This window comes from Mesorhizobium sp. M0060 (assembly GCF_040323155.1).
Taxonomy (GTDB): domain Bacteria; phylum Pseudomonadota; class Alphaproteobacteria; order Rhizobiales; family Rhizobiaceae; genus Mesorhizobium.
Genome location: NZ_JAMYUP010000078.1, coordinates 1 through 23,153 on the forward strand (window position 1 = coordinate 1; position 23,153 = coordinate 23,153).

Annotated in this window: 15 protein-coding genes and 12 pseudogenes; 13 read left to right on the top strand and 14 right to left on the bottom strand. The window is 59.1% G+C overall.

The annotated features are described in order from the left end of the window. Nucleotides 1-122: pseudogene (locus NKJ94_RS33580) on the top strand (IS481 family transposase); the annotation flags it as partial. Between the two features lie 119 nt (nt 123-241). On the opposite strand, the gene NKJ94_RS33585 reads toward NKJ94_RS33580, so the two are convergent. Next, nucleotides 242-1,339 (bottom strand): IS110 family RNA-guided transposase, encoded by a 1,098-nt coding sequence (locus NKJ94_RS33585; protein WP_352531628.1) that lies wholly within the window; start codon nt 1,337-1,339, stop codon nt 242-244. Between the two features lie 671 nt (nt 1,340-2,010). On the opposite strand from NKJ94_RS33585, the gene NKJ94_RS33590 reads away from it, so the two are divergent. Then, nucleotides 2,011-2,562 (top strand): reverse transcriptase domain-containing protein, encoded by a 552-nt coding sequence (locus NKJ94_RS33590; RefSeq protein WP_352531630.1) that lies wholly within the window; start codon nt 2,011-2,013, stop codon nt 2,560-2,562. Beyond that, entirely contained in the window at nt 2,535-3,263 is a 729-nt protein-coding gene (locus tag NKJ94_RS33595; protein WP_352531632.1) for a reverse transcriptase domain-containing protein, read from the top strand. Before NKJ94_RS33590 ends, NKJ94_RS33595 begins: the two co-directional genes overlap by 28 nt. 86 nt (nt 3,264-3,349) lie before the next feature. Here the strand turns inward: NKJ94_RS33595 and NKJ94_RS33600 are convergent, their stop codons facing one another. The 4 genes and pseudogenes from NKJ94_RS33600 to NKJ94_RS33615 all read right to left on the bottom strand — a co-directional run bounded on the left by NKJ94_RS33600 (nt 3,350) and on the right by NKJ94_RS33615 (nt 5,437). Beyond that, nucleotides 3,350-3,700: an ATP-binding protein gene (locus NKJ94_RS33600; protein WP_352531634.1), complete on the bottom strand. Its 351-nt coding sequence runs from the start codon at nt 3,698-3,700 to the stop codon at nt 3,350-3,352. Nucleotides 3,701-3,764: 64 nt separating this feature from the next. Continuing rightward, nucleotides 3,765-4,154 (bottom strand): annotated as a pseudogene (locus NKJ94_RS33605) (ATP-binding protein); the annotation flags it as partial. Nucleotides 4,155-4,442: 288 nt separating this feature from the next. Beyond that, nucleotides 4,443-4,682 (bottom strand): annotated as a pseudogene (locus NKJ94_RS33610) (IS21 family transposase); the annotation flags it as partial. Nucleotides 4,683-5,226: 544 nt separating this feature from the next. After that, a pseudogene (locus NKJ94_RS33615) lies at nt 5,227-5,437 on the bottom strand (cold-shock protein). A 356-nt stretch (nt 5,438-5,793) separates the two neighbouring features. Here NKJ94_RS33615 and NKJ94_RS33620 point away from each other — a divergent pair. Beyond that, nucleotides 5,794-6,986 (top strand): annotated as a pseudogene (locus tag NKJ94_RS33620) (IS256 family transposase). 1,133 nt (nt 6,987-8,119) lie between these two features. Here NKJ94_RS33620 and NKJ94_RS33630 read toward each other — a convergent pair. The 6 genes and pseudogenes from NKJ94_RS33630 to NKJ94_RS33650 form a co-directional block, all read right to left on the bottom strand. Further along, a pseudogene (locus tag NKJ94_RS33630) lies at nt 8,120-8,722 on the bottom strand (aldehyde dehydrogenase family protein). Further along, nucleotides 8,719-8,930: pseudogene (locus NKJ94_RS37690) on the bottom strand (aldehyde dehydrogenase family protein). Before NKJ94_RS37690 ends, NKJ94_RS33630 begins: the two co-directional pseudogenes overlap by 4 nt. Before the next feature lie 4 nt (nt 8,931-8,934). Next, on the bottom strand, nt 8,935-9,489 hold the full coding sequence (locus NKJ94_RS33635) for a thiamine phosphate synthase (RefSeq protein WP_352531638.1): 555 nt from the start codon (nt 9,487-9,489) through the stop codon (nt 8,935-8,937). Next, nucleotides 9,486-10,259: a thiazole synthase gene (locus tag NKJ94_RS33640; RefSeq protein WP_352531640.1), complete on the bottom strand. Its 774-nt coding sequence runs from the start codon at nt 10,257-10,259 to the stop codon at nt 9,486-9,488. Before NKJ94_RS33640 ends, NKJ94_RS33635 begins: the two co-directional genes overlap by 4 nt. Before the next feature lie 5 nt (nt 10,260-10,264). Beyond that, nucleotides 10,265-10,462 (bottom strand): sulfur carrier protein ThiS, encoded by a 198-nt coding sequence (thiS, locus tag NKJ94_RS33645; RefSeq protein ID WP_352531642.1) that lies wholly within the window; start codon nt 10,460-10,462, stop codon nt 10,265-10,267. Next, a pseudogene (locus tag NKJ94_RS33650) lies at nt 10,431-10,937 on the bottom strand (FAD-dependent oxidoreductase); the annotation flags it as partial. The pseudogene NKJ94_RS33650 and the gene thiS, both read right to left, overlap by 32 nt. Before the next feature lie 1,004 nt (nt 10,938-11,941). On the opposite strand from NKJ94_RS33650, the gene NKJ94_RS33655 reads away from it, so the two are divergent. Genes NKJ94_RS33655 through proX form a run of 3 tightly spaced genes read left to right on the top strand, consistent with a single transcriptional unit; the run spans nt 11,942 to nt 15,832 of the window. Continuing rightward, entirely contained in the window at nt 11,942-13,045 is a 1,104-nt protein-coding gene (locus NKJ94_RS33655; protein ID WP_352531644.1) for a quaternary amine ABC transporter ATP-binding protein, read from the top strand. Further along, nucleotides 13,038-13,910 carry an ABC transporter permease gene (locus NKJ94_RS33660; protein ID WP_352531646.1) on the top strand — a complete coding sequence of 291 codons (873 nt, stop codon included), beginning with the start codon at nt 13,038-13,040 and terminating at the stop codon, nt 13,908-13,910. Before NKJ94_RS33655 ends, NKJ94_RS33660 begins: the two co-directional genes overlap by 8 nt. Continuing rightward, complete coding sequence (gene proX / locus NKJ94_RS33665) at nt 13,910-15,832, top strand: glycine betaine/L-proline ABC transporter substrate-binding protein ProX (RefSeq protein WP_352531648.1); 1,923 nt, start codon at nt 13,910-13,912, stop codon at nt 15,830-15,832. The genes NKJ94_RS33660 and proX overlap by 1 nt, the downstream gene beginning before the upstream one ends. Before the next feature lie 132 nt (nt 15,833-15,964). On the opposite strand, the pseudogene NKJ94_RS33670 reads toward proX, so the two are convergent. Further along, nucleotides 15,965-17,109 (bottom strand): annotated as a pseudogene (locus NKJ94_RS33670) (IS3 family transposase). A 191-nt stretch (nt 17,110-17,300) separates the two neighbouring features. On the opposite strand from NKJ94_RS33670, the pseudogene NKJ94_RS33675 reads away from it, so the two are divergent. After that, a pseudogene (locus NKJ94_RS33675) lies at nt 17,301-17,453 on the top strand (IS110 family transposase); the annotation flags it as partial. A gap of 134 nt (nt 17,454-17,587) precedes the next feature. Here NKJ94_RS33675 and NKJ94_RS33680 read toward each other — a convergent pair. Both NKJ94_RS33680 and NKJ94_RS33685 read right to left on the bottom strand, forming a co-directional pair. Then, nucleotides 17,588-17,803: pseudogene (locus NKJ94_RS33680) on the bottom strand (IS110 family transposase); the annotation flags it as partial. 164 nt (nt 17,804-17,967) lie between these two features. Continuing rightward, nucleotides 17,968-19,104: a threonine aldolase family protein gene (locus NKJ94_RS33685; protein WP_352531650.1), complete on the bottom strand. Its 1,137-nt coding sequence runs from the start codon at nt 19,102-19,104 to the stop codon at nt 17,968-17,970. Between the two features lie 504 nt (nt 19,105-19,608). Here NKJ94_RS33685 and NKJ94_RS33690 point away from each other — a divergent pair. The 5 genes and pseudogenes from NKJ94_RS33690 to NKJ94_RS33710 form a co-directional block, all read left to right on the top strand. Then, nucleotides 19,609-21,159: a trimethylamine methyltransferase family protein gene (locus NKJ94_RS33690; RefSeq protein ID WP_352531652.1), complete on the top strand. Its 1,551-nt coding sequence runs from the start codon at nt 19,609-19,611 to the stop codon at nt 21,157-21,159. 53 nt (nt 21,160-21,212) lie between these two features. Beyond that, nucleotides 21,213-21,911, top strand: a pseudogene (locus tag NKJ94_RS33695) (IS5 family transposase); the annotation flags it as partial. Nucleotides 21,912-22,097: 186 nt separating this feature from the next. Beyond that, nucleotides 22,098-22,295 carry a hypothetical protein gene (locus NKJ94_RS33700; protein WP_352531654.1) on the top strand — a complete coding sequence of 66 codons (198 nt, stop codon included), beginning with the start codon at nt 22,098-22,100 and terminating at the stop codon, nt 22,293-22,295. Then, nucleotides 22,292-22,684 (top strand): recombinase family protein, encoded by a 393-nt coding sequence (locus NKJ94_RS33705; RefSeq protein WP_352531656.1) that lies wholly within the window; start codon nt 22,292-22,294, stop codon nt 22,682-22,684. The genes NKJ94_RS33700 and NKJ94_RS33705 overlap by 4 nt, the downstream gene beginning before the upstream one ends. Then, nucleotides 22,668-23,153: recombinase family protein (locus NKJ94_RS33710; protein ID WP_352531658.1), on the top strand; the 486-nt coding region annotated here is incomplete at its 3' end. The genes NKJ94_RS33705 and NKJ94_RS33710, both read left to right, overlap by 17 nt.

Sequence of the window (23,153 nt, forward strand, 5' to 3'; positions counted from 1 at the left end):
TCAAGACCCTCAAGGGTCTCACACCCTATGAGTTCATCTGCAAAATTTGGGCAAAAGAGCCCGAACGGTTCCGACTCGATCCCACCCATCAAACGCCGGGACTTCTCTATTCGGCCATTTGAAGTCAAGCGTCTTCTGAGCTGTTCATCACACCTAAGCTGTTCGTCACACCGATGTTGGTTGACCTTCGCGAGGCCTTGCTTCTCTTCGGGATCGGCTCGTAAGCCCTCCCAGCATGGGATCAGGAGAATGAAGCGAGCAATCTAAACAGCGGTCTGGAGGTGCTGCCACGCCCGACCAAGTCCCGGCACGCCCTTGCTTCACTCGTCGTCCCGCGAAGGACTCCTATCCACCGGAGGTGGAATCTTGTATCACGCCGACCCCACAGCCGGGGGGCAACGACAGCCTTGCGCAGACTGCCTCGCTTAGCGATGTTCGTCGCCCAAGCTTTCAGCCAGGACCACCTCTTCACACGGGTGAGCATGACTTGTGCCGCCTCATAGAGCAACGTTCGCATCATCCCATCCCCGCAGAGCGAAACGCAGCCGACGCGCTTGCTCTCTCCAGATTCCTTGAGCACCGGCGTCAATCCCAAAGCAGCTCCGACAGCCTTCGAGTTGCGGAAGCGGGCCGGGATATCGATGGTACTGGCGAACCCCAAGGCAACGACAGGCCCGACACCCGGAACCGTCATCAGGCGCCGGCAGTTGTTATCGTCCTTGACAATCTCAAGCACTTTCCGATGAAGCCGGGACAGCTCCTCCCGCAGCTTCTGCCTGGCGGCGAGCAGGGATGCGGTGATGTCCGCCAGCTCTGGCATACCGTCAGCAAGTTCCCGTACCCGGAACTCAAATCCCACCTTACCGGTGATGCCCACCTTGAGGCCGAAGTTACGCCGCAAGCCGCGGATGTCGTTCTCGATCGCGATGGCCTTCTCCTGCAGCAGCTTTCGAGCGGTGAGCAGGGCTCGGCGCTGCTGGCTCCTTACTGTCTTGACGTGCACTGGCCGGAACAGGTTGACCCGCATCATCTGGGCGATGCCGCGCGCATCGTTGCGGTCGGTCTTGTTCACCTGCGCCTTGAGGAACGCCTTCGTGTGGCGGGTCTCGATGCAGACTACGGGCAAGCCTGCTCCGGCCAATCCGCTGAACAGCCACTGTGACAACGGTCCAGCTTCCAGCCCGATTCGGACCAGTTGCCATGCGGAGGCCTGGAGCGCCCGAGCAAGGTCTTCCGGGTGGCTGGGCACCTTCAGCTCCCGGCAGATCGAACCCGTTTCGTCCACGATGCAGATCGAAGTCTCTTTGAGAGAGACGTCCAGTCCAGCGTAATGCTTCATGCAGCCTTCCTTTCCTGATGCTTGTGAGGCGACACTCTCACGCTATCATCAGCTCGAAACGCTGCATCCCTCACCATTGCCGTCGCAGACAGGGCTCAAGCCGAATACCCCATCGTGTGCCACGAAAGCAAAGCAAGGAGATCAGAATGTAGGATCGCTTCGCAGCAGCTATGCTGCACGAGAGATGAGGGCAGGTCCCTCGGGCTCGGATTGCAGGATCAGGGTCCAAACCGCCACAAGCTGCGTCGGCACAACGGCCGGGGTGGTGAGCGTTGTGGAAAAGTCGGGTCACGAGCCCGGCAGGTAAGTTGCGGGAAGGCGAACGCGAGTGAACCGCTGATGACGTATCGAAAATTCGGACAGAAGTTGTCGAAACCAGAGATGGATGGGATCTCTGGGATAAGCCCGGCGGGTGCCTGCATATTGGCCGGGCGGCAACCGGTACAAAGGCGGCGCGAGCCCGTGACAGGCTCTTGTGCGGAACGTGGGAACCTGTGTCACGATGCCAAGGGAGAACCCGGAGACGGCAGCCCCGTCGAGGGCAGAGTACCGATGCGTGACATAGGGGCGGACGGGTTCGTAGTAGTGATGAAACCCGGTAATGCGGGCGGAGCGAAGGGACCCGATTTTTCCAGCCAAGGTCAGAGGTCAACCGGAAACGGGAGGAGCCGATGACTGAGGCAAAGCCGTATCAGATTTCCAAACACCTCGTTCTGGAAGCCTGGAAACAGGTGAAAGCGAACCACGGTGCGGCGGGTGTGGATGGCGTCTCCATCGAGATGTTCGAAAAAGACCTGAAGAGGAACCTCTACAAGGTCTGGAATCGTATGTCTTCAGGAGCGTACTTTCCTTCGCCTGTTCGTCTCGTGGAAATCCCCAACGCGAATGGAGGGATACGCCCTTTGGGCATCAGCACCATCGCCGATCGTGTGGCGCAGACGGTCGTCAAGATGGTTCTGGAGCCGGAGGTGGAGCCAATTTTCCACTCTGACTCCTACGGCTATCGTCCCGACCGTTCGGCGCTTGATGCGGTGGGGAAAGCGCGACAACGCTGCTGGAAGTTCGACTGGGTTATCGATCTGGATATTAAGTCTTTCTTCGACTCAATTCCATGGAACCTGATCGAAAAAGTCGTTGCTCACCATACGAAACTGAGCTGGGTCCGTCTTTATGTAAAGCGGTGGCTGTTGGCCCAATGGAGCAAAAAGACGGTACTCTCATAGGGAGAACATGCGGAACCCCTCAGGGTTCTGTGGTCTCTCCGGTGATCGCCAACTTGATTCTGCACTATGCATTCGACCTGTGGATGCAGAGAACATTCCCTCTTCTGTGTTTCGAAAGATATGCGGATGACGCGATTGTCCACTGTAGAACAGAGCGTGAAGCCCAAATCGTGGTGGAGGCAATACGAGGGCGTCTTGCTGAATGTGGTCTTGAACTCCATCCGGAGAAAACAAGGATCGTTTACTGCAAGGACAGCAATCGTAGGGAAGATTACGAGCATATCTCGTTCGACTTTCTCGGCTACACATTCCAGCCACGTGAAGCCAGAGGCCGAAATGGCAAAAGGTTCACGAACTTTCTGCCTGCTATCAGCAACAAGGCGGCCAAGGGCATCCGGCAAACTATCCGCAAATGGCGGACTGATCTGACCGGAAACGCTCAATGGCTCGAAGATCTTGCAAAACTGATCGACCCCGTGGTGCGAGGATGGTTGAACTATTACGGGCGATACTATCGCTCAGAATGCGTCAACGTTCTGCAACACGTGAATGAGGTACTCGCCCAGTGGGTGAGAAGGAAATATAAAAGGTTCAAGCACCCGAAAACTGCTGCGACATACTGGCTTGGACGGCTCGCTAAGCGGGATCCGGACATCCTGTATTTGTGGAAGATAGGTGTCCGACCAACGGCTGGAAAATAGAAGCCGGATGACGCGAGAGTGTCATGTCCGGTTTCGTGAGCGCGGAGAGGTGAAATTCCTCTCCGCTACTCGACTAAACAGCTAGTCTAGAGCGTTTCATGTCTTGAGAGAATCGTAGGATTCAACGAAGCCGCTGACGCGGCATTTTGGTGCACCGGTTTGCGGATGACGCTTCGTTTTGAACGATTGCTGCTGTTGATGCGCATTTCGCAAAAACGGGACAGTCGTTCCGCTAAATCGCGGACAGCAGTTTCACTAATTCGCGGACAGCAGGATGGGGTCGGCGCTCGGTTGCTTGGTTGAAGCCATTTGCGATTGATTTCGCCGTTTTCGGCGCCGGTCAAGGGCGGCGGTGTTTTTTGCTTTCTCATGCTGTCGCCTTCGAGGGTGATGCGATGGGCGTTGTGGATGATCCGGTCGAGAATGGCGTCGGCCATTTGTCGGTTCGCCGATCATGGCGTGCCACTGGGCGATTGGCGGTTGCGCGGTGATCAGGGTCGATTTCCGGCGATAGCGTTCCTTGAAGATTTCCAGCAGATCGAGACGCTGCTGGTCGGTCAGGCTGTGGGTGCCCCAGTCGTCAAGGATGAGCAGTTGCACCCGAGCCAGCTTGTCGATGAGACGGGGAAAGCGGCCGTCGAGACGCGCCAGAGCGAGATCCTCGAACAGACGTGGCATGCGCAGGTAGAGCACGGAATGATCGAGCCGGGCGGCCTGACGTCCGAAGGCGCAGGCCAGCCAGGTCTTTCCGGTGCCGGTCTGCCCGGTGATCATGAGGTTCTCATGCGCCTTCAGCCGGGCGCCCTGGGCCAGAGACAGCGTATTGCGCCGGTCGAGCCCGCCATGTGCGGCGAAGTCGATGTTCTCGATGCAGGCGTCGGCAAGGCGCATGCTGGCAACGGCGAGACGGTTGGTCAGACGCGGCCTCGACCGCGTGCCGCCCGCGGCCGAGCCGGTCAAGCCCACGCCAATCGTACACCAACATCCGCGGCGGCTCCTATTATCAATGAAGGAAGGAAACCAACCATGCTGACACACCCAACCCTCGACCAGATGCAGGCTCTCGGCCTTGGCGGAATGGCCGCCGCCTATCGGGACCTTGCCGACCAGAGCAACGCCGACGATCTCAGTCGCGACGAGTGGCTTGGCCTGATGCTCGATCGTGAAGCCGCCATGCGTGCCGACAAGCAGGATGGCGTTGACGGAGGAGTAGGTGATCGCATTGATGGTCAGTGCCCGCGCGCAGGCTGCCTCGAGCCGATCCCGCTCGTAGCGACGGGCCAGCGAGAGGATGCCAAACGCGGAGCGGTATCCCTGCTCGGGATGGGGACGGTCGCGCATCATCCGCTCGACTAGGATGGCGGTGTTGGCGCCGGTCCCGGCTACCTGCCGGATCAGGCTCGCCGGCGTCGTGTTGGCACGCTCCGCACCGCACCGGCCATGTCTGGTACAGAGCCGCCACTCCGCCATCCATCCTGACATGAATGCGCCGACCGTCGTGCTAAGGTGCCCGCACGTTACGAGACCGGTCTGCCATGAAGTTGAAGAGGAGAGTTCACCACGTCCAGGATCAACCGCCGCGCCTTGATTTTCCACTCCAGCGGCGCGGTCGCCTCAACGGTTGCGGCAACGGCTCTCGCCAAAGAGCCGCCGCGCCGAGACCGAGGACCGTCCAACGAATTGCGTGCGCTGATTAAGCGCACAAGGCAGCATACGCGGCGTTCGGTATGGCCGTCGACGGCAGCAGACGCGACCATGATAGTGCCGGCCGGGCAGAGGAAAGGACGCTGCTGGCTATCTGCGTCCTGCGGTCCGGGAAGCCGACCGCCTGACAAAGGCCCGATATCTTTTGGGGATCCAGGAGCGCGGCGAGCTCGACCTGCCAGAGCACATGCAGGCTCTTCTCCGCTCGACAATGGAGAAAACATAAGGACCGACGGCCGCGTAGCGGTCAGTCCTCTGATCAGATCACCCGAAGTTCACCGGCGGACGTTTTTCCTGAACGTTTGTCCTGCACCAATTCGTAGCTGACCTTTTGACCATCATTTAGGCCCCGTAAGCCGGAGCGCTCGAGGGCGGAAATATGCACGAACACATCCGGGCCGCCCTGATCAGGCCGAATGAAACCAAAAACCCTTTTGCGAATTGAACCATTTTGCCGTTCCAGTAGCCATAGCGAGCCTTTTCTGACAGGATGACCGCGTGCTGATGCGCTTGGCATATTTAGCGGCAACATCAGCCGAGCAAGTCTAGCCACGAACAATCATCCATTGCCAACATGGAAAGCGCACGGGATGTTAAGCCGCATGCACGCCGGTCCCAATGTCCTTCAAATTCAGCCGCATCGGCGCTGGCAGAGTGCACCGTCGACGTCGGTCGTGTCCCGCCGAGTGGTGTAGCTCGACGGTGGAGAAGCCGCTCGCGAGCGCGCCCTCAGAAGCGCCGCAGCCAGCGAGCGGCGTAGCGGTGGTCATCGACGTTCTTCGGTAGGGTTGGGTTGCTGACACGACCTGATTCGAAGGAAGCATCGATGACCAACGACATGATGGACCTGCGCGGGCTCGTGGAGAAGACGCCCGACGCCGATATCCTGCGCGAGATGATCGGCTTTGCCGCCGAGCGGCTGATGGAGATGGAAGTGGGCGCGGCGACCGGCGCGGCCCATGGCGAGAAGAACCCGCTGCGGCTTGTCCAGCGCATTGGCTATCGCGATAGGAACTGGGAGACGCGGGCCGGCACCGTCGAGCTGCGCATCCCGAAGCTCAGGAAGGGCTCCTACTTTCCGAGCTTCCTGGAGCCGCGGCGCATGGCCGAGAAGGCGCTGACGGCGGTAATCCAAGAAGCTTATATCCAGGGTATTTCGACGCGCTCGGTCGACGACCTGGTCAAAGCCATGGGCATGAAGTCCAGGAGCCAGGTGTCACGGCTGTGCGAGGAGATCGACGGCAAGGTGAAAGCCTTCCTCGAGCGGCCGATCGAGGGTGACTGGCCATACCTTTGGGTGGATGCCACCTACCTGAAGGTGCGCCGTGGCGGGCGCATCGTCTCGGTCGCCGTCATCATCGCGATCGGCGTCAATGCGGACGGCCGGCGCGAGGTGCTCGGCATGGAGGTCGGCACGTCCGAGGCCGAGCCGATCTGGACGGAATTCCTGCCCAAGCTGACGCGCCGCGGCCTGCGCGGCGTCAAGTTGGTCATCTCCGACGCCCAGGAAGGCATCAAAGCGGCGGCTCCAAGGTGCTCAACGCCACCTGGCAACGCTGTCGCGTTCATTTCGTCCGCAACGTGCTGGCGCATGCCGGCAAGAGCGGCCGCCGCGTCGTCTCGGCCTTCATCGCCACAGCCTTCGCCCAGGAGACGGCGGAAGCCGCAAGCGTGCAGTGGCGTGCCGTTGCCGATCAGGTCCGGCCCAAGGTGCCGAAGCTCGCCGCCATCATGGACGATGCCGAACACGACGTGCTCGCCTACATGAGCTTCCCCAGGGAGCATCGGACCAAGTTGCACAGCACAAACCCGATCGAACGGCTCAATGGCGAGATCAAGCGGCGCACCGAGGTCATCGACATGCTCCCCAACGAGGACGCCATCGTCCGACTTGTCGGCGCATTGCTCCTAGAACAGAACGATGAATGGGCTGTGCAGCGGGCGCGCTACATGATTCTTGAGACCATTAGCCAGATGAGCGATGATCCGCTCATCAGCCTGCCGGCAGTGGCGCGCTGATCATTCCCGCACTTGCCGGAGAGCGCGGCGACCAATGCCGTCAGCTACACCACTCCCAGTGACACGATCTCGATGTCTCGCAAGCCCGGCGACCGAGGCTTCAAAGCACATCTCACCATAGGTGAGAAAGAACCCAACAAAGTGCCAACGACAATGCCCTTCTGAAGCCACTTTTCTAGGTGCCAGCGGTGCGCGGCAGCCTTGAAAAGGACGCCGTGGATCTCGCGGATCAGTCGGAGCGAAGCCAGAAATCCGCCCCGCATGCGATGGAGGCCGTCTTCAAGAGCCCGATGTAGTTTAGTTAAAAACCTACTCGATGTCGTTCAAAGGTACCAGAGGCAATTCATCTGGCCTCAAATAGCAGCAGGTCGGAGAGGGAGGATTGGGTGTCTTCGATTTGGGACGACAGCAAGGCCCCTTTTTGCACGCACATGAAGTAAAGGGCAAGGATCCTTTCGCTAACTTTGATCTAACGAAAGCATAAGTCTCGATCCTTGTCTTGGGAATCGATTTGCATATGGTTCGTCTGTTTTTCTCCTGAAGTCGGGCAACATGTCATTGGCCATAGTCGCCGGCGGCTTTGACCAGTACGCCATAATCGTTGGTTCGTCCGTCGGCAAGGCAAGCAGAACTTGCCGCTGCCGGCCTGTTAAAAACGGAGAACTTGCTGTGCGGTTCATCCACCGGCTGCTCGGACACACATGCCCGGCGTCCTAATGTGACGGCCTGGCCCGTCAGCACGGGAGCAGCAGGCGAGGGGCGCCACTGCAGCCGACGAGTTGATCACCGCGCTTGGTCAAGATTGCGGGTGATCGCACCTATCCATCATGTCATCACCTTGGAGGATGAGAAAAGACTGTTGGGCACGGGTACGAGTTGCCTCGCGCCTGGCGCATTTTGCATTTTGCATTTGCATTTGCATTTTGGCGCGACAACAGCCGCAGATACCAATTAAATATTCTGTGGATCGGTGCGTTCCTAATCACTCGTGTGGTAAGAAGATCGACATCCATGGTATTAGCATGGCGGGGGCGACGAGAAGCTGTCCCAAGGGTAGATCCAGCGTCGTGGCTGTCGATGGGACGCGGACGCTGCGGGAAGCGTAGAAGTAGGCTGCAAGACCGTAAATGGTGTCATTCGCCTCGCGCACCACTGGTCGGGATCGTTGAAGGGATTACGGGAGCCAGCGGGCCGAAGGTTTCTTCCTGAGCAACCGGCATTGTCCTTTCGACCTCCGTGATCACCGTGGGCTCGAAGAACGTTCCCGATTCGCCGATACGGTTGCCACCCGCAACGGATCTTCCCACCCTGCCGCACGGCATCGCTTAACATGATCTTCAATCTTTGCAAGCGCGCAGGTGTCGATCAGAGGGCCGATCGCAACGTCTGGGTCAAAACCATCACGACACGTAATGCACGGCCACGTTTGGTGAATTTTTCGGCGAATTCATTATCACGCTGGACTGCACGTAAAGCCGATTGGCTGAAACGCAGGTCTGACCGGCATTCCGAAACTTCGCCTGTACCGCACCATCGACGGCAGCATCGACATCTGGATCATCAAAAACGATGAAAGGAGCGTTGCCACCAAGTTCGAAGCTGGTTCTTTTGACCTGGTCCGAACACTGATCATGAGCAGCCGCCCGACCCTCGGTCGACCCATGAAGCTGATCTTGAACCTTCGGGTTCGAGCAAAGTTCACGCCCAACCGCATCGCCTTCCGATGCGTAGATCAAGTTTTGAACGCATCGGGAAAACCTGCCATCCGGGCGAGCGTGAACATAGCACCGGCGACAAGCGGTGTTTGCTCCGCGGGTTTTAGAATAATCACGCAGCCGGCGGCAAGCGCCGGCGAAATCTTGCGCGCGACATTGAGGCGGGAAAATTCCAAGGGGTAATCGCGCCGACCACGCCAATCGGCTGCTTGATCACCAGCATACACATGTCGTTAGACGGCGGCGAAATGGTCTCGCCACGTCTGCGGTGCCGGTGCGGACAGCGCCGCGGTAGCGCCCTCGAGCCGGTCGGGGTTGAGGCCGCCAATCGCGACCAGAGGTGTCGACGCGATCCGGCGCCTCCATTCGCCAAGCCGTTCGAGCTCCTGCGGCGCCCATTTCATCTGCTTCAGGATGGTCGGATAGACTGGGCCGAGCGCGATATAGTCCGGTCTGGCGGCAAGGGCTGTTTCGAGTTCTAGATGGTCGTGCGTGCTGAGGCCGAGACGGAGACCTGCAGCCCTTATCCGGGTAAGGTCCGCCGCTTGCAGATCTTCCTGTCCGAGATGAATGAAATCGCAGTCCTCCTCGACCGCCAGCCGCCAGAAGTCATTGATGATGGGCTGGCATTGATGCTCGACGCATAAGGCCTTCGCCTTCTGGATTTCGGTGCGCAACCCGGCCTCATCCATGGTCTTGATGCGAAGCTGCACCAGCTTCACGCCCAGCGGGACCAGCCGTTCGATCCAGGCAGCGCTATCGATCAGGTAGAAGGGATCGAGCTTCACGAGAAAACCGCCCTGCCGATGGTCGGCGTCGATGGCACCGCGACCTCGCGCGGTTCGATCATTCCCGAGCGATAGGCCTCACGGCCGGCATTGACTGCCTTGCCGAACTCGCGCGCCATGCCGACCGGATTGGCGGCCTTGGCCACCGCCGTGTTGAGCAGCACCGCGTCGAAGCCGAGTTCCATCACGAGCGCCGCGTGGGATGGGCGGCCGATGCGCGCATCCACGATCAGCGGGACATCCGGGAAATGGCCGCGCATCGAACGGAGCGCGATGACATTTATCGGCCCGAGCGCGGAACCGATCGGCGCGCACCAGGGCATGAGCACCTTGCATCCGGCTTCCAGCAATCGCTCGGCGACGACGAGATCGTCCGTCGTATAAGGAAATACAGAAAAACCGTCGTCGCACAGGATTCGCGCGGCCTCGACAAAGCCGAAGACGTCAGGCTGCAGCGTGTCGTGATTGCCGATCACCTCGAGCTTGATCCAGTTCGTGCCGAAGACCTCGCGCGCCATCTTTGCGGTCGTGACGGCTTCCTTGACGGAGTGACAACCGTCGGTGTTGGGCAGGCCATGCAGCCGCAGCGATTGGATGAGCGACCAGAATTTCTCGCCACCCTTGCCGCCGGCCATTTCGCGGCGCAATGGGACGGTCACCGCGGACGCGCAGGATGCCTTGACCGCATAGGCAAGAATGGCGGGCGAGGGGTACTGTGCGGTGCCGAGAAGCAGGCGCGACGGAAGCTTGGTTCCGTAAAGCTCGATCACCGTTACTAACCTCCTTGCATGGGTGAGAGAATTTCGATCCGGTCGCCGTCCTTCAGCTGGAACAGCGCTCGCTCAGTCGCGTGCACAAGGTCGCTGTTCACGGCCGTTGCAAGCCAGTTGCCTTCGTAGTCAAGCGCCGCGAGAGCTCCGCCAAGGGTGGCGGCGGCGATCTCATGCGCTTCGCCGTTGACCGTCAGTATCATCAGCAAGTTCCACCGGTTTGTCAGCATCGAAAACAAGGTCGGCCGCCCGGCGCGCCATGGCGGGGGCCAGAAGGAAACCATGGCGATAGAGCCCGTTGATCGCGACGGTCCTGCCATGCGCTTCGACGCGCGGCAGGTTGTCGGAAAACGCCGGGCGAATGCCGACGCCCGTCTCAACGATCGCGGCCTCGCCGAAGGCGGGATGAACCGAATAGGCGGCGTTCAGGAGTTCCATCATCGCCCGTACCGTGACCGGCTCCGTGGACAGGCTCTCGACCACCGTTGCACCCGCCATGAAATGGTGGTCGGCCCGCGGCGGCAGATAGAGCGGTAAACGCGGGTGCTGCAGCCTGACCGGGCGCGACAGCGAGATGTCCGGGGCACGCAGGATCAGCATCTCGCCGCGAACGCCGCGAAGCCTTTCATCGCTGAACGCCTTCCCGTGCCAGTCGATCTTGCGGTCCGGTGAGGCAATAGGAGGGGTCAAATCCTCACTTCGCTTGACAACGCTTTTTATGTCTTGTCATTATCTAGAAACAAAAGCGAAGCGGAGCCACATAACGACCGAGGTGATGATCGGGTCTGATCCGATAACCTTGGTTGCTATCCCTAAGTGTGTCTGTGACCAGACATTCTTTTGGGAAGTGCGATGCCCCTAGATAACCCCGCTCCAGTGGCAAACGGCGAGCTGTTGCGGGCGCATCCTTCGAAAACACCTGTGGCAGGAAGGACATTGACCACAGCAAGACCAAGGCCACGCCCCATGGACCAACGCCAATCGAACGCATGAACCACACCATCAAGGATGCGACTGTCAGTCGCTTCAATTGTGAGAAACAAACTGCGCCTGCATTTAGCCGACTTTGTCTTAGTCCATCATTCGGCGACAGAGTGGAGATCTCGGGCTAACGCAGTTCATCTGCAAAGTGCGGACTCCCAGCCTGCGCGTCGCGGTGGCGACCACACGAATGAGGTGCGCTCGACCCCAACGAAGACATGGACATTGAAACGGGCGAGCGCCTCCTGGTCGGCGGCCACGACGTCAGCGTCGGTGATCGGACCCGCATGCGCGATGATTCCACCGATCAGCCCGCCACATGGCAGTGGCCTTCTCCTGCTCCTTTAATGGAGCCGCATCCAGCTGCGTCCTGGCGCGCCCGAGGTCTTCTTGGAACCTCCGCGTGAATGGCTGGTGTGTGATCAGGAAGAGCGCATCGGCCAGCTCGGCATGACCGAATGGCTTGATCAAATTGGCGATGTGCAGGCGCAGAAGCCCGATGAATAGGGCGTCCTTCTCTTAAGGGACGATAGGCTCAGCTGTCGCGGCTTAGCGCCTTTGAGGCACAGGACATTGGGTCGCAAGCCGCGATTTTCCAAATCAGCGTAACCTATAGTTACGCGCGGCGCCACTTTCTTTGGAGTTGGAACCGGCGACTTGGTATGCGAGCGTTGCTATGCATCCACGAGCCGGGGGTTTTTTTGCTTACGCGCACGCTAGATAAAAAGATCGGGAGGTTTTCGGTTATTCGCACGCCGGACGTGCCCAGCACCAAAACAATTGAGTGCCGAAATCTTTGGAAGATTTTTGGAGGGCGCTCCGCCGAAGCTTTGAAGGCCGTGCAGACTGCAAACGTCTGCAAGGACGAAGCTCTCGAAAGGTTTGGCTGCGTGATCGGAGTTGCTGACGCGAGCTTTACGGTCCTGGAACGAGAGATATTCTGCATAATGGGACTGTCCGGTTCCGGAAAGTCCACAGTTGTCCGTCACATCAACCGGCTAATTGAACCAACCGCTGGGCAGGTCATCGTGTTGGGGCAGGATGTGATGTCCCTCACGCACAGGGCGCTGCGAGAACTACGCGCCCGCAAGATCGGTATGGTCTTCCAGCATGTTGCTCTCTGGCCACACAAATCGATCGCTCAGAACGTATCCTTCCCCATGGAGGTACAAGGAAAGGACATCGCAACTGCGGGGGCCGCAGCACAAGAGGCTCTTTCGCGCGTCGGGCTGTCAGGCTGGGGACAACGCTATCCCGATGAGCTCTCGGGTGGAATGCAACAGCGTGTAGGCCTGGCTCGAGCCATGGCGGCTGATCCCGAAATTCTTCTTATGGACGAGCCTTTCAGCGCGCTGGACCCACTGATCCGGCGCGACCTTCAGAATGAGTTCCTGCGCCTGTCGCAAGAGAACGCAAAAACCACGGTCTTCATTACACATGACTTAGAAGAGGCTATGCGCGTCGGCGACCGCATTGCGATCATGAAAGACGGTCGCATTGAGCAGATTGGCACTCCCGAGGACATCGTGTTGCGCCCGGAAACCGATTATGTTTCTCGTTTTGTGAGTTCAATATCCACCCTGAGGTTCCTTTCGGCCTCGGAGATTTTGCGACAAGGCGAAGTAGCTGGCGACATGCCAATATGCGGTCCCCGGACTCCACTGCCCGAACTGCTCGCGATGCTGACGGAGGGCGCTCCCTATGTAGTAGTCAAGAATGGAGATGAGGTGGTTGGCCGAGTAGGCGTCGCGGAAGTGATTACTGCGCTTCAAGGTGACCTGAACCGAGGCTCCAGTCATGGATAAGTTCCTCAACCCCTTCGATCATTTCACAATACCTTTCGGCGATTGGGCAGAGAATTTCATCGCTACTATAGTAGACGGGAGTCGGGACACACTAATCGCTGCCAAAATTCCCATACATGCGGTTCTCGAAGCAATTCGCGATCTTTTGCTAGCAATGCCGCCCAGTATTGGCATCGTGGCTGTAACGGTCGCAGGATACCTGCTTGGCGGGGTGAGGCTCGCTGCTTTGGGTTTCGTCTGCCTCGTGGGCGTGGGGCTGATCGGGCTTTGGGATGCCGCGATGACGACGCTTGCTATTGCTCTCGCCGCTGTGGCGATCTGCATCGTCATCGGCCTGCCGCTCGGCATTCTTGCTGCGCGCAGTGAGACTCTGGATCGGGTTATGCGCCCAATCCTTGATCTGATGCAGACGACGCCGTCTTTCGTCTACTTAGTGCCTATAGTGATGCTATTTGGAATAGGTGACGTGCCTGGTGTGATTGTAACGTGTTTTTATGCCACCGCGCCGCTAATTAGACTTACCAACCTCGGCATACGGCAAGCACGAGCAGACTTGGTGGAGGCCGCACGGGCGTTCGGAGCAAGTGAGCTGCGAGTGCTCTACGATATCCAACTGCGACTCGCGCGGCCCACCATTCTTGCGGGGCTGAATCAAACCGTCCTTATGTCGTTGTCCATGGCCGTCGTAGCCTCGATGATCTCGGTAGCGGGGCTCGGGCGGGTAGTTCTCGAGGGAATCGGGCGACTCGATTTTGGCCGTGCGACCGTCGGTGGATTGGGAATCGTGTTAACCGCGATACTGGTGGATCGATATGTACAGGCGCTGGGCGTGGCGCGTCCGCGGCTCGCGCGGGGGAGCGCTTGATGGATGCGTCGGCTTTCATGGACCCTTTTACGTCAATTCACCTGCCGCTCGCCGATATGGCCAATGACTTCATGCGTTGGTTCACGTCGAATTTCCGAGGAGTTTTCCAGGTAGCCAAGGTGCCTGTCGCGTGGGGGCTCGATCTGACAGAGCATGGGTTGCGCAGGGCACCCCAGACACTTGTAATCCTAACCCTTGCCCTGTTTGCATGGCAATTCGTGAGCCTGCGGGTGGCTGCAACAACTATTTGTGCGATGATGGCAGTCGGGTTCCTCGGGGTCTGGGATGAGGCGATGACAACGCTAGCGGTGGTTATTACTGCCGTGCTTCTCGCCACCATAGTTGGATTGCCGTTGGGAATACTCTGCTCGCGTTCAGAAAGACTGTGGAAGGTCGTGCGGCCGAGCCTCGATTTCATGCAGACGATCCCCTCGTTCACCTATCTCGTTCCGGTGATTCTCCTTTTCGGGGTCGGCAACGTGCCTGGCGTAATCGTCACCGCCTTATACGGCATGCCACCGCTCGTTCGGCTAACCAACTTGGGCCTGCGGGAGCTAGACCCTCAACTTGTCGAAGCTGCAAACGCCTTCGGTGTTTCGCCAATGATGCGGTTGTGGTCCATCGACCTACCGCTTGCCCGTCCCACCATCATGGCCGGGGTAAATCAGACAGTGATGGCATCGCTGGGGATGAGCGTTGTGGCTTCGATGATTTCGGTGGCGGGTCTCGGGCGCGTGGTATTGCTCGGCATAAGTCAGCTTGAGCTCGGCCGCGCAATCGTCGGCGGCCTCAGCATTGTATTGATGGCGATCACGGTCGACCGTGTCACGCAAGGCTTCGGTTTTACGCGTCGTGATCGTGGGAACAAGGATCTTTGGGAACGGGGTCCCATTGGATGGCTTCGCAGAGTGCGGGTCATAGCTGAGAAATATTCAAACAAGGGAGGAATACCAATGCGTTCAATACTGCTCTTGGCGACGGCAATTCTGATGTCTGCCGCGCCGGTTGCTCAAGCAGAGACTGTCCGGCCAATGGGCACCGGAGATATAGGTGCACAGATCATATACGATATAATTGAGACGGGTTTGGCCGAGCTTGGTTACGAGAATGGTGAGATGTTGACGGGAACCTATCCGACCATCCATATGGCCGTCGCCCAAGGCGACGCCGACTATAGTGCGGTTTTCTGGAGACCTCTTACAGATCAATTCTTCAAGCAAGCGGGCGGCGATGAAAAAATGCTCGCCGCAGGGCCACTCTACACTGGGGCGATGCAAGGATATTTCATTGACAAGAAGACGGCCGATGCACACGGAATCACCTCGCTGGATCAGATGAAGGACCCTGGAATTGCGGCCTTGTTCGATACTGACGGCGACGGAAAGGCCAATCTTGTCGGATGCAACCCTGGGTGGGGATGCGAGGCAGTCATCGAGCACCAAATGGACGCTTATGGCCTGCGCGACCACATTAACGTCGAGAAGGGTGAATACTTCGCTCTGATGGCCAACGCCATGGAGAACTATAAGCGTGGAAAGCCGATCTTCTACACTACTTGGGCACCCGAATGGACAATGTCGGTACTGGTTCCAGGCAAGGACGTAGTGTTTCTGAACGTTCCCTTCTCATCCCTCCCCGGCGTGGAGAATGCTAATACGAAGTGGGAGGATGGGCGCGATCCGGGCTTCGCCTACAATGACAACTACATCCTGGTTAACAAAGAGTTCGCTAAAGCCAATCCGAAGGCTTGGACGTTTCTGGATGGGTTGCGCATGCCTATAGAAGACCTGGATGAAGCGATGTATCGCGTCTATCGCGGCGAGGATAGCGCGGAGAAGATCGAAGCTATGGCCAAAGAGTGGATCGCCAAGCACCGGGCAGAGTGGGACGCGCTGATAGCAAAGGCGAAGTCGGCCACCTGATAGGAAAGCTCCTGCGGTGTCGCGGTATGAGGTCTCCGGTTCTGTTTCAGTATCGGAGACCTCATACCTAAAGCCTGACTGGCGTTGACCCGTTTCCGTGGACGGTTCACGGCTTTGGTGGGTCAGGTCAGTTCATGATGGTTTGCTTTCGTAGTCGATCGGCGACAGGTAGCCAAGCGCCGAATGGCGGCGTCAGGAATTGTAGAAGCCCTGATGAAGTGGAAGACCGCCATCCTCGCCTCGCTGTGCGAGCGGAACCGATGTCGGTCGAGCAGCTCGCATTCGAGCGTGGCGAAGAAAGCTCTCGCACATCACGTTGTCATAGGCATCGCCCACCGATCCGGGCGACGGTCTAACGCCGGCGTCCTTGCACCGACTGCCGAACGCCAGCGACGTGTAATGGTCGACCCCAGATTGCCGTGGTGGATGACATTCTGGGGTTGCGTGCGCGGAGCGCCATATCGAGAGCGTCAAGCACGACGCGGGTCTTAAGGTCGGCCGAGGAGGCCCAGCCGACGATCCGGCGCGACCAGGCATCCATCACGACCGCCAGGAACAGGAACCCGGCGAGCCTTGGGAGGAAGGTGATCTCCGCCACCCAGAGTTCATTCGGCTTCTCGGCGAAGAAGTTGCGGCGGACCAGATCGTTGGCGGGCCGATGCTCGTGGTCGCGCCTCGTCGTCGAGATGCTTCTGCGCCGGCTGGCGCCGACCAGATGAGCCACTTGCATCAACCGGGCGATGCGCTTCTTGCCGATGGCCAAGCCTTCGGCCTTGAACTCGGCGTGGACGCGCGGCGCGCCGTATGTGCCGCGAGAGGCTGCATGGATCGTGCGGATCCTCCGCGTCAGATCGAGGTCAGCGGATGCCCGTGCCGAAGCAGGCCTGCCGCGCCAGGTATAATAGCCTGACGCGGAGACCTTGAAGATACGGGCCATGGTCCTGATCGGGAAGACGGCCTCGTGAGCACTGATGAACCGGAAAAACCCGCTCGGGTTCGCCTTGCTTTCTCGCGCAAACCAGGCCGCCGCCTTTGACAGGATATCGCGCTCCTGACGCAGGCGATGGTTCTCGTGATGCAGGCGTATCAGTTCCTCGCGTTCGGCTGTGCGCTTGCCAGTGTCGCGCTCGGCCTGCTTCACCCAGTTGGCTATGGACTGCGCGGTCGGCTCGAACTCGCCCGCCAGTTCTTCAGGCTTTCGTCAGCTCGGACCAACGGACCAACTCTACCATTTGCCGCCGGAACTCTGGCGGGGTAGGCGCCTTCGAAAACGGCATTGGACACTCCAAAAACATACTTCAAGGGTGTCCACGAAACCGGGCCAACTCCATGGCCCGGCATGTTCATAGCCTGGCGTATTCACGGTAGACCGTATGTCCGCCTCGGTCGGTGAGGTGGCTCGCCCTACACTGCGCGTCCGAGGGTTGCACGGGCGGGCCAGCCGAGCCCCATCACAGGAGGACGAGCCGTGGCAGATTATAGGGAAGCATTTGTCGGAATCGATGTCGCGAAGCTGAGAAACGCCATCGCGATTGTGGATGCCGGCCGGGAGGAGGGAGAGGTTCGCTTCTTCGGCGAAGTCGACGCGTGGGATACGAGCATGCGCCGCGTTACGCCTCGACGGTGGAAAGTCACAAGCTGCTCTCACGCCGATTTCTGCAGGAGGTCTGTCCGGCTGGCGCATATGGCTTTGCAGCGCTCACCCCGGAGATCGTCATCGGTTATGTCGAGCGACATGCTCTCGATGGCTCCGCCGACAGCGGCACCCAGCCCCATGAAAACGCGGGCCCAGTGATGGCTCGTTGCGCAGGCTTCAATGCCGATCAGGCATGCCGGCAAAGACGCAAAGAATGGGACGACATCGTCACGACGCAACTTCCGGCGCACAACCACCGCGCCCTCCGCGTCCACGCCGTGCACCTGAAAGACGTGCTTGGTGACATCCAGACCAATTGTGCTAACCTTCTCCATGGACGGTTCTCCCTCATGTGACTTTCGACAACCACACTTTGGCAATTGCGATGCCGGGAGCGGAGGCCGTCCACCACCAGGTCATCGGGTCCGGCGGGCTTCGATACGCCGGTGCTCATGGCCCTGCGGACTGCCACGGGAATGGCGACGGCGCAGATTCCCGTTCAATCAAACGGTGGACCCAGGGCCGGATCTCGGTCCCTGAAGGTCAGTGACTCGTGGCAGACCCGTTCAAATCGCTGAATTTGGTCGATCCCGTCACAGTAGGACATCACCATACGTTGGCCCTGGCCTTTGTGCTGAAAGCTCCACGGCTTCAATTGAATACCCTTCTCCCGGAGCGCTTCCAGAAGCCGCGGGGGCAGGATGGCAAATACCTCATTAATATGCACCGGGTGAACCAGCTCAACATCCGAACATCGTGTTAAAGCGTTTGCTATTCGTGCGGCGTTCCGATTCGCCTGCAGAGCATTTCGGCGCCACAGGTCATTTTCCAGGTAGCTCAACAACTGCACTGACATATAGCGCATCTTTGAGTACAAGTGCCCGGCACGTTTGTGCATGAAGCTTATAACCTTTGCGACTTCTGGATCGAAGGTAATCACCGCTTCCGCATTCATGGTCCCGTTCTTGGTGGTGCCGAAGGTAAGAATATCTACACCGGCCTTCCAAGTTATTTCGGCCGGTGTCGCATCCAGATAAACCATGGCGTTCGCCAAGCGTGCGCCATCAAGATGGACTTTCATCCCTGACCTATGCGCTATTGCACTCAGCGCTCGTATTTCGTCTAAATCATAGACTACTCCCGCCTCTGTGGCTTGGGTGAGGCTGAGCGCGCTAACCGCCATGTGGTGCACATTGCCGATACCGTGCCGTTGTAGAGCTTCCTCCAATGCGGCAAGGGCTATCTTATGGTGCTCGCCTGGCAGCAAAGTCATACGGCTACCCCCGCTGTAAAATTCGGGGGCGCCGCCTTCCGTCGTTACTATATGTGCGCGCTCGTGACAAAATATGGTGCCGTAGGGCGGTGTGACCGCGCCGAGCGCGAGACCATTGCCGGCGGTGCCTGTAGGCACCGGGAAGACAAATGTTTGACGCTCAAAAAAATTCGAGTAGGCGTGTGCTAAGGTTGCGGTGAATTGATCTGCGCCGTAGGCTGCTTCGATGCCTCGGTTGCAGTTCAATAGGGCGTTCATCACCTGTTCGCAGACCGGCGCGCCGTTGTCTGAACTGAAGTGATAGCTAGCGATCTTGGATCCTCCCGTTATAAGCAAAGCCGCTACCGCATTCAGCGGAAGCATCGTGGCACGCCGACGGATAGTGGGCCCGAGTCCAACTCAGTAGCCAATTTCAGTATGCATTATCGATCGAGCTGGCGAGACGTCAAGAGGGTCGCGTAAATATAATCCGATAGGCTAGCAAGGGAAGAGATTGCCGTTTCCCACAGTGTACGGCCATTATGAACCTGGAAAAAATTGGGGCGGACCGGAATACTCCACCCAATCGTGCTGCCGAACATAAGACGTTCTGTATACGTTATTATCTAGGCGCGGCCGGCCTTCCCTAGAAGCTCGGCCACCAACGTCGTCAGCTGCGCCACTCCCAAATAACACGATCTGGGCGATCTGGCCGGTCCGGCGCAACTGCGTTGCGCAACCAGCGATGGCCAGCTCGCTGGGCTCGCCGAAGGTTCTTTGGAAACGAAAGTCTCAGCGTAACCCGACGTTACGCGACGGGCAATTCTTATATCGTTGTTTAGTCCCAGCCGATCCGCGATCCTGAGGGCCATTGGAGCTCGTACCATCGTGCAAGAAACACTCGAAGCCAAAAATCTTACATCGAAGCCGCGGCGCGGCGGGGCCGCTTCCCGGCGAGAAGCACGACTGCGAGGCCCAGTGATTTACCTTCCTACTGCCGTGCGCAACATCCCGACATACGAAGTGCTTGCGCAGGACGGGATCGAGGCCATTGACGATCATGCGATGAATATCCTCGAGACGATTGGAATAGAATTTCGTGACGACGCCTCTGCTGCCATCTGGCGGCAGGCTGGAGCCGAGGTTACCGGGCACCGCGTGCGCATTGCCCGCGAACTTATCCGTAAGTTGATCGCGACTGTTCCCGCTGAGTTTGACTATCATGCCCGCAACTCCGACCGTACAGTCAGGGTCGGCGGACGCAACATGATCTTTGGCCCCGCCTACGGAACGCCAAATCTTGTCGATCTCGACGGTGTCCGGCGGCAAGCGACCGCCGAGGATATGCGCACGCTGATGAAGCTGCACCATGTCAACCCGGCGATCCACTACAACGGCGGCTACACGCTTGAGCCGATGGATATCGCGGTGCCGCACCGGCACTTGCACATGGTGGAATCCTCGTTCCTCGCCACCGACAAGCCTATCATGGGCTCGGCTCAATCCGAGTTTCAGGCGCAAGACAGTCTGGACATGGCGAAGATCGTTTTCGGCGAGGAATTCGTGGACGAGAACGTTGTCATGACCGCATTCCTCAACTGCAACTCGCCGCTCGTTTGGGACCAAACGCAGCTTGAATCGCTGCGCTTGTATGCGGCTCACAACCAGGCGCTTCTGCTTTCGCCTTTTGTACTTTATGGCGCTTCCACGCCTGTGCACGTGCTCGCCGCGACGGCGCAGATAGTGGCTGAGGTCCTTGCTGGTGTGGCTTTCAGCCAGATCATCCGGCCCGGATGTCGGGCGCTAATGGGTGTGGCGCCGATGGGCGTTTACATGAAGAGCGGTTCGCCAACATTCGGTTCGCCAGAGGTGGCGCTTGCCATGTTCATATTTGGGCAGATGGCCAGATTCTACGGCATTCCATGGCGGACGAGCGGCGCGAAATCCGGATCGAAGGGAGACGACCTCTACGCTGGTTACGATTCCATTCTGAAAGTTTATCCTGCGATCCTTGGCGGTTGTAATCTCCTGACCCATTGCGGCGGGACGATCGAAGGATCGCTCTGCATCTCCATGGGCAAGCTTGGCGCCGACGGGCAGCAGATGCAGAACTTCTACACGATGCTGAAGGGAGTTGATTGGGCCGACATGGATATCGCGCTCGCTTCCCTCGCAAAGGTAGGACCGGGCGGGCATTTCTTTGACGAGGACTACACGCGCGAAAATCTCCCGTTCCTCGACGAAATTCAAGACAATGAAAGGTTCGAGACGTGGGTTGCAACGGGCAGCAAGGATGCCGGGACGCGCGGGCGCGAATGGTGCCGCAAGATGCTGAACAAATACGAGGAGGAGCCACCGGCTCTTGATCCCTCGATACGCGAGGCGCTGCGGGACTTCGTCGAGCGTCGCGAGCGAGAGATTTCTAAGAGACCGTTTTGAAAATCAGCTGACTATGGGTTCCATCTAAGGCTTGGTTGTGATTCAAGCTTTAGATGTGGACAGAGCAGAGCCGTGGCCGGATGGCCCAGATCGCCAAGAAGACCAAGCGCTACCCGTCTGATTTGACGGATGAGGAGTGGGAGCAGTTCGCGCCGCTGATGCCCAAGCCTGGGCGGCGTGGCCGTCCGCGCGAGGTTGATTTTCGCGAGGTGATCAATGCGGTGCGCTACCTGGTCCGTTCGGATTGCGGTTGGCGGATGCTGCCGATCCACTTTGGACCCTGGCAGACGGTCTATGGCTGGTTTCGAGAGCTGGCGCGGCGATTTTTGTTCCAGACCATCCACGACGTGGCGCTGATGCTGGATCGCGGGCGAGCCGGGCGCGAGGCCAGTCCCACGGCCGGCGTGATCGACAGCCAGTCGGTCAAAGCTCCGCACGCTGAAACAAGGGGTTACGACGCCGGCAAGAAGATTGTCGGCCGCAAGCGACACATTGCCGTCGATACGGGTGGGCGGCTCTTGATGGTCAATCTCACCACCACCGATATCTCCGACAGTGCCGGTGCTCAGGCGATCCTGGACGGTATCCGCAAGCGTTGGCCCTGGGTGAAGCATCTGTTCGCCGACGGCGCCTATGACAGGCTGAAGCTCATGGACAAAGCCGCCTATCTCGACTTCGTTGTCGAGATCATCCGTCGATCCGACGACCAGAAGGGCTTCCAGATCCTGGCCCGCCGCTGGGTCGTGAACCGCTGTACAATGTTGCCAAGTTTGCCTTTGAGTGGTCGGTGCGCATCGAGCGTCCAAGCCGTAAGCGGCAGCTTGTTGAGGCTCGTCGCGGTCGGAATGCGAGTCGATTTGTCGCGGGCGAATCAGAGCCACCACAGGATTTAATGCGCCATCGACGGCCCAGCTGCGAGCTGGCCGATGGAGGCGCACATGGTCCGGCGCAAGGATCGCCCTGTGCTGCGCGTGCACGTGTCGTTCGAAGCGACAAGAACCGGCCCCCAACATCTGCTCGAGGCCTATGCCCGCCTTGTGCCGATGATAAGGCGCACAAGCCAGCGGCCGGACGGTCCTCCGGACGGCTCATTGAAGGTGAAGGAAGTAATGGCGCGATCCGGAGGTGAGCAATGACCCAGATGCGATGCGCGCTCTATGCACGGGTATCCAGCGAGGTCCAGACGCGCGACAACACGATCGCCAGTCAGGTCATTGCGTTGCAGGAACGCATCGCCGCCGATGGCTTCGTGCTTGAGCCAGGTCACAGCTATCACGGCTACAGTGGTTCGATTCTGCTTCGCCCGGCGCTGGAGCGGCTGAGGGATGCGGTTGCCAGCGGCCACGTCGAGCGTCTCTACGTCCATGCTCCCGATCGGCTCGCCCGCCGCTACGCCCATCAGGCGCTGCTGATCGACGAGTTCCGTCGTGCCGGTGTGGAGATCGTCTTCCTGAACCGCCCCATTGGTAGCACGGCCGAAGATGATCTTTTGCTCCAGGTTCAGGGGGGTGATCGCCGAATATGAGCGGGCCAAGATCCTCGAGCGGAGCCGTCGCGGTCGTCGTCATGCGGCCCGTTCCGGCTCCGTCAGCGCTCTGACGGGTGCGCCCTTTGGCTACCGCTATGTGAGCCGGAACCAAGGTGGCAGCGTGGCACGCTTCGAGGTGGTGGAGGCGGAGGCGCACATTGTTCGTCTGATCTTCGCATGGGTCGGCCTGGATCGCATGAGCCTGCGGGACGTGTGCCGGCGGCTCAAGCAGATGGGCTGCCAGACGCGGGCAGGAGTCATGCATTGGCACGCCTCCACGATCCGCGGTATGCTTGCCAATCCCGCCTATGTCGGACGCGCCGCTTTCGGGCGGGCCCGCTACTTGCCACCACGACCACGGTCGCGGCCAATCCGCGGCCATCCGCAGCCCTCGCCGCGGGCCACTTGCCGCGTTCTCGTTCCGCCTGAAGAGTGGATCGAGATCCCCGTTCCCCCACTTGTCGAT

Excerpts from the sequence above, each read along its gene's own strand:
- NKJ94_RS33585 (WP_352531628.1), bottom strand. The coding sequence starts at position 1,339 with ATGAAGCATTACGCTGGACTGGACGTCTCTCTCAAAGAGACTTCGATC.
- NKJ94_RS33590 (WP_352531630.1), top strand. The coding sequence starts at position 2,011 with ATGACTGAGGCAAAGCCGTATCAGATTTCCAAACACCTCGTTCTGGAA.
- NKJ94_RS33595 (WP_352531632.1), top strand. The coding sequence starts at position 2,535 with ATGGAGCAAAAAGACGGTACTCTCATAGGGAGAACATGCGGAACCCCT.
- NKJ94_RS33600 (WP_352531634.1), bottom strand. The coding sequence starts at position 3,700 with ATGGCCGACGCCATTCTCGACCGGATCATCCACAACGCCCATCGCATC.
- thiS (WP_352531642.1), bottom strand. The coding sequence starts at position 10,462 with ATGATACTGACGGTCAACGGCGAAGCGCATGAGATCGCCGCCGCCACC.
- NKJ94_RS33660 (WP_352531646.1), top strand. The coding sequence starts at position 13,038 with ATGGATAAGTTCCTCAACCCCTTCGATCATTTCACAATACCTTTCGGC.
- proX (WP_352531648.1), top strand. The coding sequence starts at position 13,910 with ATGGATGCGTCGGCTTTCATGGACCCTTTTACGTCAATTCACCTGCCG.
- NKJ94_RS33685 (WP_352531650.1), bottom strand. The coding sequence starts at position 19,104 with ATGCTTCCGCTGAATGCGGTAGCGGCTTTGCTTATAACGGGAGGATCC.
- NKJ94_RS33700 (WP_352531654.1), top strand. The coding sequence starts at position 22,098 with ATGGTCCGGCGCAAGGATCGCCCTGTGCTGCGCGTGCACGTGTCGTTC.
- NKJ94_RS33705 (WP_352531656.1), top strand. The coding sequence starts at position 22,292 with ATGACCCAGATGCGATGCGCGCTCTATGCACGGGTATCCAGCGAGGTC.